The 11,356-nt window shown below is 67.0% G+C and carries 11 protein-coding genes and 1 pseudogene; 9 read left to right on the forward strand and 3 right to left on the reverse strand.

All coding sequences use genetic code 11. The features are described from left to right. Window positions 1–66: 66 nt before the first annotated feature. Entirely contained in the window at window positions 67–909 is an 843-nt protein-coding gene (locus A5706_RS05860; RefSeq protein ID WP_068128115.1) for a ribonuclease Z, read from the reverse strand. A 171-nt stretch (window positions 910–1,080) separates the two neighbouring features. Here A5706_RS05860 and A5706_RS05865 point away from each other — a divergent pair, with 171 nt between their 5' ends. Further along, window positions 1,081–1,509, forward strand: a complete 429-nt coding sequence (locus A5706_RS05865) for a CBS domain-containing protein (protein ID WP_068128117.1) — start codon at window positions 1,081–1,083, stop codon at window positions 1,507–1,509. Window positions 1,510–1,535: 26 nt separating this feature from the next. On the opposite strand, the gene A5706_RS05870 is transcribed toward A5706_RS05865, so the two are convergent. Then, window positions 1,536–2,114: a type II toxin-antitoxin system PemK/MazF family toxin gene (locus tag A5706_RS05870; RefSeq protein WP_068128120.1), complete on the reverse strand. Its 579-nt coding sequence runs from the start codon at window positions 2,112–2,114 to the stop codon at window positions 1,536–1,538. Here A5706_RS05870 and lepA point away from each other — a divergent pair. From lepA to A5706_RS05885, 3 genes and pseudogenes are all read left to right on the forward strand, one after another. Further along, a pseudogene (gene lepA / locus A5706_RS05875) lies at window positions 2,096–4,079 on the forward strand (translation elongation factor 4). The gene A5706_RS05870 and the pseudogene lepA overlap by 19 nt on opposite strands. 2 nt (window positions 4,080–4,081) lie before the next feature. Further along, window positions 4,082–4,849: a sensor domain-containing protein gene (locus tag A5706_RS05880; protein ID WP_068128125.1), complete on the forward strand. Its 768-nt coding sequence runs from the start codon at window positions 4,082–4,084 to the stop codon at window positions 4,847–4,849. Window positions 4,850–5,038: 189 nt separating this feature from the next. Further along, entirely contained in the window at window positions 5,039–5,773 is a 735-nt protein-coding gene (locus A5706_RS05885; protein ID WP_197517757.1) for a sensor domain-containing protein, read from the forward strand. 21 nt (window positions 5,774–5,794) lie between these two features. Here A5706_RS05885 and A5706_RS05890 read toward each other — a convergent pair whose 3' ends face one another. Beyond that, a complete protein-coding gene (locus A5706_RS05890; protein WP_068128129.1) occupies window positions 5,795–7,846 on the reverse strand; it encodes a glycoside hydrolase family 15 protein in 2,052 nt (683 codons plus the stop codon). A 93-nt stretch (window positions 7,847–7,939) separates the two neighbouring features. On the opposite strand from A5706_RS05890, the gene A5706_RS05895 reads away from it, so the two are divergent. The 5 genes from A5706_RS05895 to A5706_RS05915 all read left to right on the forward strand — a co-directional run. Then, window positions 7,940–8,134: a hypothetical protein gene (locus A5706_RS05895; RefSeq protein WP_068110359.1), complete on the forward strand. Its 195-nt coding sequence runs from the start codon at window positions 7,940–7,942 to the stop codon at window positions 8,132–8,134. A gap of 312 nt (window positions 8,135–8,446) precedes the next feature. Then, window positions 8,447–9,493 carry a sulfate ABC transporter substrate-binding protein gene (locus A5706_RS05900; RefSeq protein ID WP_068128132.1) on the forward strand — a complete coding sequence of 349 codons (1,047 nt, stop codon included), beginning with the start codon at window positions 8,447–8,449 and terminating at the stop codon, window positions 9,491–9,493. Beyond that, window positions 9,490–10,338 (forward strand): sulfate ABC transporter permease subunit CysT, encoded by an 849-nt coding sequence (gene cysT, locus A5706_RS05905; RefSeq protein WP_068128136.1) that lies wholly within the window; start codon window positions 9,490–9,492, stop codon window positions 10,336–10,338. Before A5706_RS05900 ends, cysT begins: the two co-directional genes overlap by 4 nt. Continuing rightward, the gene (gene cysW, locus A5706_RS05910) at window positions 10,335–11,150 is read left to right on the forward strand and encodes a sulfate ABC transporter permease subunit CysW (RefSeq protein ID WP_068128140.1); all 816 of its coding nucleotides are present in this window, start codon (window positions 10,335–10,337) and stop codon (window positions 11,148–11,150) included. Before cysT ends, cysW begins: the two co-directional genes overlap by 4 nt. Before the next feature lie 21 nt (window positions 11,151–11,171). Further along, window positions 11,172–11,356 (forward strand): ATP-binding cassette domain-containing protein (locus A5706_RS05915; RefSeq protein WP_156766971.1); only part of this gene is annotated, 185 nt, incomplete at its 3' end.

The following is an 11,356-nucleotide window of genomic DNA, read 5'->3' on the forward strand; positions in this document are numbered from 1 at the left end:
TGGCCTGGCTGGTCGTGGAGGGCGCCCTACTTCCTCTGCGCCGCAACGATATTCGCCGGACGGCGGCTACGAGCGCGGGTTGACCTCGACTCGATGCAGGTCGTCGCCGAGTTCGATGCGCCCGCCGAATTTGGTGGCGGCCAGGGCGCGCCACTGTTCCTCTTGCCCGGGCACCAGCGCCGGCACGTAGTGCGTCATCACCAGCGTGCCCACGCCCGCGCGGTCGGCGGTCGTCGCCGCCTCCTCCACCGACGAGTGGTAATCGCAGATGTCCTGAAGCCGCTGCTGCGGGATGTTGGCGACGATGTCCTTGCGGATCACAGTGTGCACCAATGCGTCAGCGCCGCTTGCCAGTTCGTCCAGGCCCGGGCATGGGACCGTGTCTCCCGCCAGCACCGCCGAGGTCGCGCCGGATTCGATGCGGAAGCCGATGGTCGGTGCCACCGGTCGGTGGTCGGTCGGCGCGACCCGGATCGACACCCCATCGCGGTCCCACACCGGGCCTTCGGTGCATTCGTGAACCTCGACCGCCGGTGGCGCGTTCAGGTCGGCGTGATGGGCGATCCGGTAGCCGATGTCGTGGCCGAACGCCTTGAGCGTCGCCTCCACGGTCTCCGCGGTGCCGGGCGGCCCGATGATCGGCAGTGGCGTGGGGTCGGGCGCAAAGGTGGAGATCCAACGGGTGATCAGCAGGTCGCCGAGATCGCCGATGTGGTCGCTGTGCAGGTGGGTGAGCAGCAGCGCCGACAACCCGGCGGCGCCCACGCCGACCGCCGCCGCGCGCTGCAGCACCCCGCGCCCGCAATCGACCAAAAACACCTGTCCGCCGGCCCGCACCAGGGTCGACGGACCGGCGCGGTTCGGATCGGGGATGGGGCTTCCGGTGCCCAGCAGGGTGATCTCGATCATGGGCCCATCCTTGCAAGGCCGACGCATCCACAGCGGTATTTCACCGTCGGGTTTGGGCCGGGGATCCGAGGGTATGGGAGCCCGCGGTTGCCGCTTTTCGTGTTGGCTTTCCCGCCGGGCGAGTTAGCCGTAGCCTGATGTGAAGCGGATCACAACCAGCTGGAGGCCTTGATGCGGATTGCGGACGTCTTGCGGAACAAGGGCGCGGCGGTGGTGACGATCAACCCCGATGCGACCGTCAAGGAGCTGCTCGCCGGCCTCGCCGAGCAAAACATCGGCGCCATGGTGGTGGTCGGCGACGAGGGCGTCGTCGGCATCGTCTCGGAGCGCGACGTCGTGCGCCAACTGCACACCCACGGCGCGAGCGTGCTGTCGCGGCCGGTCTCCAAGATCATGACGTCGACGGTCGCCACGTGCACGAAGTCGGACACGGTGGACTCGCTGAGCGTGCTGATGACCAAGAACCGGGTGCGCCACGTGCCGGTGCTGGACGGCAAGAAGCTGATCGGCATCGTCAGCATCGGTGACGTGGTGAAGACCCGGATGGAGGAGCTCGAGGCCGAGCACGAGCAGCTGCAGTCCTACATCACCCAGGGCTGATTGCCCGGCTCGGCGATCTGCGGGCACTAGCTCCAGGCGTAGTCCGCCCGTAGCCGGGCGGCGATGACGTCGAAGATTTCGCGGTCCAGGATCGCGCCCTCGCGGCGAATGCCCTCCTCGGGCACGTCGAGCACCCGGTCCAGGCGCACCCAGCTCTCCCGGCCCTCGTAATCCCAGGCGCCGGCCCCGATCCCGACCCAGTCGCGATCGCCGGCGTGGCGCTGCTGGCTGGAGACCATCAGCCCCAGCAGGACGCGCCGGTCACGGCCCACGACGAGAACCGGTCGATCCTTGCCGCGGGTGGGGTCGTCCTCGTAGGCCACCCAGGTCCACACGATCTCGCCGGGATCGGCCCGGCCGTCGAGGTTCGGGGCGTAGACCAGTTTTCGCGCCCGTTGGGCGGTGGGAAAGCTGGTGCTCGTCACCGGCCGCCCCGTCGCGATCTCGGCCGGTGACTGTGGCGCGGCGGCGGCGATGACGTTCGCGGTGATCTTCACGGCGCGCTCGAGTTCGCGCGCGACGACCTGGGCGGTCTGCGCGTAAATCACCACATTTCGGGCAAAGCGCTGCAACGTCTTCCATTGGGATTTGCGGGGAGACGCCATATTCGCAGCATAACCACGGGCGGCCGGGTGCGAATGTGTCCAACTAGGTCCCGGCGACTCCGCACAGATACCCTGGACATACCGCTCAGGCGGCCTCGAGCAGGCCCAGACCAGGAGATTCCCATCAGCAGTTTCGCCGACAAAACCTTCACCCCGCCGGCGCAGATCAGGAATTTCTGCATCATCGCTCACATCGACCACGGCAAGTCGACGCTGGCGGACCGGATGCTTCAGCTCACCGGCGTCGTCGACGAGCGGTCGATGCGCGCCCAGTACCTCGACCGGATGGACATCGAGCGGGAGCGCGGGATCACCATCAAGGCGCAGAACGTCCGGCTGCCGTGGAAAGTCGGCGACGAAGAATTTGTCCTGCACCTGATCGACACCCCGGGCCACGTCGACTTCACCTACGAGGTGTCGCGCGCGCTGGAGGCCTGCGAGGGCGCGGTATTGCTGGTGGACGCCGCCCAGGGCATCGAGGCGCAGACGCTGGCCAACCTGTACCTGGCGCTGGACCGCGACCTGCACATCATCCCGGTGCTCAACAAAATCGACCTGCCGGCCGCCGACCCCGACCGCTACGCCGGCGAGATCGCCCACATCATCGGCTGCGAGCCCGAGGACGTGTTGCGGGTGTCCGGCAAGACCGGGGAGGGCGTCGCCGACCTGCTCGATCACGTCGTGCGTGAGGTCCCGCCGCCCGAGGGTGACGCCGACGCGCCCACCCGCGCGATGATCTTCGACTCCGTCTACGACATCTACCGCGGCGTGGTCACCTACGTGCGCGTGGTGGACGGCAAGATCACCCCGCGCGAACGCATCGCGATGATGTCCACCGGCGCCACCCACGAACTGCTCGAGGTCGGCATCGTCTCGCCCGAACCCAAGCCCAGCGACGGCCTGGGGGTGGGGGAGGTCGGCTACCTGATCACGGGGGTGAAGGACGTCCGGCAGTCCAAGGTCGGCGACACCGTGACGACCGCCCGGCACGGCGCCACCGAGGCGCTGACCGGCTATCGCGAACCCAAACCGATGGTCTATTCGGGGCTGTATCCCGTCGACGGGTCGGACTACCCGGATCTGCGCGACGCCCTGGACCGCCTGCAGCTCAACGACGCCGCCCTGACCTACGAGCCGGAAACGTCCGTCGCGCTGGGCTTCGGTTTCCGATGCGGCTTCCTCGGTCTGCTGCACATGGAGATCACCCGCGAGCGCCTGGAGCGCGAATTCGACCTGGACCTGATCTCGACGTCGCCGAACGTCGTCTACCGGGTCGTCAAAGAAGATGACAGCGAGATCGTGGTGACCAACCCGTCGGACTGGCCGGAGGGCAAAGTCCGCACCGTCTACGAACCCGTCGTGAAGACCACCATCATCGCCCCCAGCGAGTTCATCGGCACGATCATGGAGCTGTGCCAGTCCCGGCGCGGCGAACTGGGCGGCATGGATTACCTGTCGCCCGAGCGGGTGGAATTGCGCTACACCATGCCGCTCGGCGAGATCATCTTCGACTTCTTCGATTCCCTGAAGTCGCGCACCCGCGGCTATGCCAGCCTCGACTACGAGGAGGCGGGCGAGCAGGAGGCCGAACTGGTCAAGGTCGACATCCTGCTGCAGGGCGAGGCCGTCGACGCGTTCAGCGCGATCGTGCACAAGGATTCGGCGTACGCCTACGGCAACAAGATGACCACCAAGCTCAAGGAGCTGATCCCGCGCCAGCAGTTCGAGGTGCCGGTGCAGGCGGCGATCGGATCGAAAATCATTGCCCGCGAGAACATTCGGGCGATCCGCAAGGACGTGCTGTCCAAATGCTACGGCGGTGACATCACCCGCAAACGCAAACTTCTGGAAAAGCAGAAGGAAGGCAAGAAGCGGATGAAGACGATCGGCCGGGTCGAGGTGCCGCAGGAGGCGTTTGTTGCCGCGCTGTCCACCGATGCCGCCGGGGACAAGGGTAAGAAGTAGCCGTGCGAATCCTCGGGCCGGCGACGGCGTTGATATTGGTCGCCGCGGTGGCGGCCGGATGCGGCGGCGTTGTGGATGGCACGGCGAAACCGGCGCCCAACCTGAAGCCGCGCCCGCTGACCGGCGACACCGTCCGCCGGGTGCTGCTCGACGGCGACGCTTTGTCGCGGATGCTCAACCAGCCCTTCGCCACCCGCAAGCCGGCCGAGTTCGGCGGGCCCGACGTGCTGAGCCAAACGGACGAAACCGTCTCGCCGGCCAATTGCCTGGGCGTGACGGCGATGCTGCAGAAAAGCGTCTACCAGTCCGCGGATGTCAAAGACGTTGCGGCGCAGGCGTGGTGGAACAACGGGGATCCGGCGCAGGTGATCAGCGTCATCGAGGGCGTCGTCGCCCTGCCGTCGGCCGCGCAGGCCCAGGCGCTGTTCGCGCAGTTCTCCCAGCAGTGGCAGCAGTGCAACGGCACCACGACGACCGAGCAGAACGGCCCGATCAGCACGACGATCGTCATCGGCGACGTTCGCGTACCGGACGCCTCCAAAACCATTGTCGCGGCGACGAATACCGCGACGTCGGTGCTGCCCAACATGCCGCCCCTGCGGCCCACACCACAGGCGCGGGCCATCGGGGTCCAGTTGAACTGCCTCGTCGAGGTGGAGGTGGTCTTCTTCGGCGACCGGCGCCCGTCCGACCCGGGATCGGGCAACCTGGACACCAGCGGCATCGACGTCGCGCGCGCGATGATGGACAAGGTCAGCGCCCTGAGCTGACGCCGCGCCTTACCGCGGCCTGAGACATTGCTGCCTCGCTGCTGAGGCTTCGGTGTGTCTTACTGCGCCCCAGCCCTTTCGAAAGTAAACTTTCGGTGAACTAACGGGATCCGAAAGATGAATGGCATGCATATGAGAGGTAAATCACAGAAACGATGTCTCACGCGCCTGCCACGGCGTTGGTGCGGCGTGGCGGCGCTGCTGCTCGTGATGTCGACCGCCGGCTGCGCGGCGGTTGTCGACGGCGCGGCCCGTCCGGCGCCGGGCATGGCGCCGCGGTCGCTGCACGGGCAAACCATCAAGCAGGTACTGCTCGGTCACCGGGCCTTGGCGGGAATTCTCAACCAGTCCTTCAAGATTGACCCTCGTTTTCGGCCGCGGTTCGGTGGTCCCGACGCGTTGTTGGACGACGGGTGGCTCTCGCCCGGCGACTGCCTGGGCGTGGCGTCGATGCTGCAGCGAGCCGTCTATCAATCCAGCAACGTGCGTCACGTCGCGGTTCAGACGTGGCGGCACGCCCCGAAGTCCGTGGAGGTGACCAGCGTCAAGGAGGGCGTGGTCAGCTTGCCCAGCCCCGCCGAGGCCCAGGCGCTGTTCGAAAAATTCTCCCAGCAGTGGCAACAATGCAATGGCACGACGATCCCCTTGTCGGGCGCGGTGTTCAAGCTCAAGGCTGCGGTTACCAACGTCAAGGCCACGAATCCGGTTGTCTCGGCGACCCTTTCGATGGGGTTCGCATCGCGCAGCTTGGATTCGGCGTCCCTGCAGTCCGGGCGGGCCCTCGGCGTCCGCGGCAACTGCCTGGTCGAGGTCGAGGTCGCCTTCTTCGGCGACACGCAGCCGTCGGACCCCGGCGCCGATCCTCAGGCGAGCGCCGTCGACATCGCGCAGGCCATCCTGGACAAGGTCGGCGCCCTCGCTTAAGGGGCGGGCGCTGACGGGGTTCTACACCGGCGCGTTGGCCGGCTGGAACGTGCCCGATCCGTCGGCCTCCTCCTCGGCCCGGATGACGTGCACGACGGCGTTGATCAGCGCCAGGTGGGTGAACGCCTGCGGGAAGTTGCCCAGGTGCCGTCCGGAGCGCGGTTCGATCTCCTCGGCGTAGAGGTGCAGTGGGCTGGCGTAGGCCAGCAGCCGCTCGCAGAGCCGCTTGGCGCGGCTCACCTCGCCGATCTCGACCAGCGCCGAGACCAACCAGAACGAGCAGATCGTGAACGTGCCCTCCTCGCCGGACAGCCCGTCGTCGGTCTCCTCGACCCGGTAGCGCAGCACCAGGCCCTCCTCGGTCAGCTCGTTGGCGATGGCCAGCACGGTGTTGCGCACCCGCGGGTCGTCCGGCGGCAGGAATCGGGTCAGCACGACCAGCAGCAGCGAGGCGTCCAGCGCGTCGCTGCCGTAGCGCTGGGTGAACACGCCGCGCGAGTCGACCCCGTGCTCGAGGATGTCGTTCTTGATCTCCTCGGCGATCGCCCGCCACTGCTGGGCATAGCTCTTCTCGCCCTGCCGCTCGGCAAGCTTGGACCCGCGGTCAAGCGCCACCCAGCACATCACCTTCGACGACGTGAAATGCTGCGGCTCCCCGCGCACCTCCCAGATGCCGCGGTCGGGCTCGCGCCAATGCTTGATCGCCTCTTCCACCTGCTTCTTGAGCACCGGCCACAGGGTCTCCGGGATTTGCTCTCGCGACTTGGCGTGCAGGTAGAACGAGTCCAGGATCGAGCCCCAGATGTCGTGCTGAACCTGGTCGTAGGCGCCGTTGCCGATCCGCACCGGACGGGCGTGGTCGTAACCGGAGAGGTGGTGCAGCTCCTCTTCGACCAGGCTGCGCTCGCCGCCGACGCCGTACATCACCTGCAGCGGGTGCCGCTCGTTGCTGTTGGCGCCGGAGACGTCGGCGATGAAGGCGAAGAAGTCGTCGGCCTCGCGGTCGAGTCCCAGGGTGTAGAGGCCCCACAGCGCGAACGTCGAGTCGCGGACCCAGGCGTAGCGGTAATCCCAGTTGCGCTCGCCGTGCGGCGTCTCGGGAAGCGAGGTGGTGCTGGCCGCAAGCAGCGCGCCCGTGGGCGAATACGTCAGACCCTTCAGCGTCAGCGCGCTGCGCTGCAGGTAGGCGCGCCACGGGTGGTCGGGGAAGTTGCCGATGTTGATCCACTGCCGCCAGCACTCGGTGGTCTGCCACATCTTGTCGGCGGCCTCTTCGTAGGTCTGCGGCGCCGGGTGCTTGGTCCAGCTCAGGGCGACGAACACGTCATCGCCCTCTTTCATCCGGGTGCGCGCCCGCGCTTCCCGGCCTTCCAGCCCGATGCGCAGGTTGGTGGTCAGCCGCAGCGTCGGGTGCGCGTCGGGCTGCTTGCTGGCGCGCGCGATGGCCTCGCCGTAGGCGTTGGCCGAGTACTCCCAGGTGACGCCGACGCGGTGGTAGTCGAACGCCGGCTCGCAGCTCATCATCAGCTCGACGGTGCCGCTGACGCAGCGCACCGTGCGCAGCAGGATGTGCTCGGCGTCCCAGTCCATCGGGGTGCGGCGATGCGTCCGCGAGCGGCGCTCGATGTCATGCCACGGGCCCATCACCAGCGCGTCACGCACGATCAGCCACCCGGTGTGGGTCTGCCAGGTGGTCTCCATGATCAGGCTGCCCGGGAGGTAACGGCGCGCCGAGGGCACCGAGACGCCGTACGGGCCGAGCCGGAAGTGGCCGGCGCTACGGTCCAGGATCGCGCCGAACACGCTCGGGGAGTCGGGTCGGGGCACGCACAGCCATTCGACCGACCCGGCGGGGGAGATCAGGCACGTCGTCTCCCAGTCGGACAGGAATGCGTAGTCGGCGATCGGCGGAAATGGGTTCCGCAGCGACGCGGTGGGCGCGAGCGGCGCGGGCGCGCTGAAATCGATCGGCGCAGCCAGCACGGTCTCGGGAGGCGCGTCGAACGCTTCCAGTGGCGCCTCCGCGGGAGCACCGTCGGCCGGCTGGTCGGCGGGTTGGGCGTGCAGAACCATGCCGACATCATCGACTGTCAACCTGCCCGGCGTCCAATGTTTCCATTAGGTGTCGGTTGGGTGCCGGTGTCGGGGGCGAATAGGGTGAGCCGGGTGGGCGGGTTCCTGAATTGGTGGGATGGCAACGAGCTGTGGCTCTCGGGTCTCGCGTTCGTGCTGCAGGCCATGATCGTGATGCCCGTTGTTTTGGCGGTGGCCTACGTCACGGCGGGCCTGCTGGACCGCCTGCTCGGAAAGGGCATCAAGTTGATGCGCCGTGTTCGGCACGCCGATGGGGCACCCGGGTAACGCCCATGCCTCGCTCGCACGTGACGTTGATTCTGGTCACCCTCGTGGTGCTGGTGATCGTCACATGGCTAGTGACGCACTGACGCTCGCTCGGGTGCGCGGTGGCGGCCCAGCGAATTCCTGTTAGGCTTCGCGACATGCACATGGCAACCGGCGTGGTGGAATGCGCTGTCTTTGTGCACTGTTGTCGCTGACTCCAACCCGTGCGCGGTTTGGTTAGGGGTCGTCGACTCTCCTGAAGTCTTATCGCCTTTCCGCTGCAACGGGATCCAGACCAGTTGTCCCGCCCGAAACAGCAATGAAAGGCCACGAATGCTTACCGACATCGGCAGTGCCCGGCGCTGGCGGACTGCTGGAGGCTTGGCCATACTCGCCCTGATCGTCGGTGTCGTCGCCGCTTGTCAGGGCGGCCCCAGCGACGTGGTGGGCGGGAGCGGCCCCAGCAACGCGCGCACGAGTCTCACCCTTGTCGCCTATTCCGCCCCGGAACCCGGCTGGAGCAAGGTGATCCCAGCCTTCAACGCCTCCGACGAGGGCAAGGGCATCCAGGTGATCACCTCCTACGGCGCCTCCGGCGACCAGTCCCGCGGCGTAGCCGAGGGTAAGCCGGCCGATCTCGTCAACTTCTCGGTCGAACCCGACGTGACCCGGTTGGTCAAGGCGGGCAAGGTATCCAAGGACTGGAACACCGACGCCACCAAGGGAATCCCGTTCGGGTCGGTCGTCACGCTGGTGGTGCGCAAGGGAAATCCGAAGAACATCAAGGACTGGGATGACCTGCTGCGGAACGGCATTGAGGTCATCACGCCCAGCCCGCTGAGTTCGGGATCGGCCAAGTGGAATCTGCTTGCCCCGTATGCCGTCAAGAGCGAAGGCGGCACCAACGGTCAGGCCGGCATCGACTTCATCCATAAACTGGTGAGCGAACACGTCAAGCTGCGCCCCGGTTCCGGACGGGAAGCCACCGACGTCTTCGTCCAGGGCAGCGGGGACGTCTTGATCAGCTACGAGAACGAGGCGATCGCGACCGAACGTGCGGGCAAGCCGGTCGAGCACGTCAATCCGCCGCAGACGTTCAAGATCGAGAACCCATTGGCGGTGGTGACCACCAGCCCGCACCTGGACGCCGCCGTGGCTTTCAAGAACTTTCAGTACACCGCCGCGGCGCAGAAGGTGTGGGCGCAGGCCGGCTTCCGGCCGGTCGACCCCGCCGTGGCCGCGGATTTCCGCAGCCAGTTCCCCGCACCGGCGAAGCTGTGGACGATCGCCCAACTCGGCGGCTGGGCCACGGTGGACCCGCAACTGTTCGACAAGAACACGGGCAGCATCACCAAGATCTACACGAAGGCGACGGGATGACCGCCACCGTCACGCCCGTCCCCGACGCGGCACGAGCCTTCCGGCGCCCCCGCGGATCGGGCACCACATCGTTACGCGTCGGCGTCGCGACGCTGTGGCTGTCGGTGATCGTGCTGCTGCCGCTGGGGGCCATCGCATGGCAGGCCGCGGGCGGCGGCTGGCACGCCTTCTGGCTCGCCGTCACGTCGAACGCCGCGCTGGAGTCGTTCCGCGTGACGCTCACCATCTCCGCCGGCGTGACGGCGGTCAACCTGGTGTTCGGACTGGTGATCGCGTGGATGCTGGTGCGCGACGACTTCTTCGGCAAACGGCTGGTCGACGCCATCATCGACCTGCCGTTCGCGCTGCCGACCATCGTCGCCAGCCTGGTGATGCTGGCCCTGTACGGGAACAACAGCCCGGTAGGGCTGCACCTGCAGCACACCGCTTGGGGTGTGGCGGTGGCGCTGGCCTTCGTCACCCTGCCGTTCGTGGTGCGGGCCGTTCAGCCGGTGCTGCTGGAGATCGACCGGGAGACCGAGGAGGCGGCGGCCTCGCTGGGCGCGAATGGTCCGAAGATCTTCACCTCGGTCGTGTTGCCGTCGCTGACCCCGGCCCTGTTATCCGGTGCGGGCCTGGCGTTCTCACGAGCGATAGGCGAGTTCGGGTCGGTGGTGCTGATCGGCGGCGCGGTGCCGGGCAAGACCGAAGTGTCCTCCCAGTGGATACGGACGCTGATCGAGAACGACGACCGCACCGGAGCCGCCGCGATATCCATCGTGCTGCTTGCAATTTCGTTTACCGTGCTGTTCATCCTGCGCATCGTCGGCGGGCGCGCGGCCAAACGCGAGGAGTTGGCATCATGACGGCGTCGTCGACGAGGTCTCGTTACCTCATCCGATTCCTCGGGCTGACATACATTTTCGTGTTGCTCGTCGTTCCGGTGTCGCTGATCCTGTGGCGGACCTTCCGCCCCGGAATCGGCCAGTTCTTCGACTGGGTGAGCACACCGGCCGCGGTATCGGCGCTGAATTTGACGCTGCTGGTGGTGGCCATCGTGGTGCCGCTCAACGTCGTGTTCGGGATTCCGACCGCGCTGGTGCTGGCGCGCAACCGGTTTCGGGGTAAGGGCGTGCTGCAGGCGGTCATCGACCTGCCGTTCGCGGTCTCGCCCGTCATCGTGGGCGTGGCATTGATCCTGCTGTGGGGGGCGGGTGGTGCCTTCGGGTTCGTCGAAAACAACCTCGGCCTGAAGATCATTTTCGGCCTGCCCGGGATCGTGCTGGCCAGCATCTTCGTCACGCTGCCGTTCGTGGTGCGCGAAGTGGAGCCGGTGCTGCACGAGTTGGGAACCGACCAGGAGGAGGCGGCCGCCACCCTGGGTTCGAGTTGGTGGCAGACGTTTTGGCGGATCACACTGCCGTCCATCCGATGGGGATTGACCTACGGCATCGTGCTGACCGTCGCGCGCACGCTCGGCGAGTTCGGCGCGGTGATCATCGTGTCGTCCAACCTGCCGGGCAAGTCGCAAACGCTGACATTGCTTGTCGCGGACCGGTACAACCGCGGGGCCGAGTACGGCGCCTACGCGCTGTCGACGCTGCTGATGGGTGTGGCCGTGCTGGTCCTGATCTTCCAGCTAGTCCTCGACGTCCGCCAGGCACGAGCGACCAAGTAAGCCGGACAAGGAGACTCGCAGATGACCGACAATCCGACCGAGGCCCGCGACCCCGCGATCACGGTGCGTGACGCCTATAAGCGCTATGGCGATTTCGTGGCGTTGGATCATGTGGATTTCGTGGTGCCGAAGGGGTCGTTGACGGCGTTGTTGGGTCCGAGTGGGTCGGGCAAGTCGACGCTGTTGCGGGCCATCGCGGGGCTGGA

The sequence above is a fragment of the Mycobacterium sp. E796 genome (assembly GCF_001672815.1).
Classification (GTDB): Bacteria; Actinomycetota; Actinomycetes; order Mycobacteriales; family Mycobacteriaceae; genus Mycobacterium.

Bases quoted from the DNA above. Each gene is read 5' to 3' on its own strand.
- A5706_RS05870 (WP_068128120.1), bottom strand. From the start codon at position 2,114: ATGGCGTCTCCCCGCAAATCCCAATGGAAGACGTTGCAGCGCTTTGCC.
- A5706_RS05890 (WP_068128129.1), bottom strand. From the start codon at position 7,846: ATGGTTCTGCACGCCCAACCCGCCGACCAGCCGGCCGACGGTGCTCCC.
- A5706_RS05860 (WP_068128115.1), bottom strand. From the start codon at position 909: ATGATCGAGATCACCCTGCTGGGCACCGGAAGCCCCATCCCCGATCCG.
- A5706_RS05900 (WP_068128132.1), top strand. From the start codon at position 8,447: ATGCTTACCGACATCGGCAGTGCCCGGCGCTGGCGGACTGCTGGAGGC.
- cysT (WP_068128136.1), top strand. From the start codon at position 9,490: ATGACCGCCACCGTCACGCCCGTCCCCGACGCGGCACGAGCCTTCCGG.
- A5706_RS05865 (WP_068128117.1), top strand. From the start codon at position 1,081: ATGCGGATTGCGGACGTCTTGCGGAACAAGGGCGCGGCGGTGGTGACG.
- cysW (WP_068128140.1), top strand. From the start codon at position 10,335: ATGACGGCGTCGTCGACGAGGTCTCGTTACCTCATCCGATTCCTCGGG.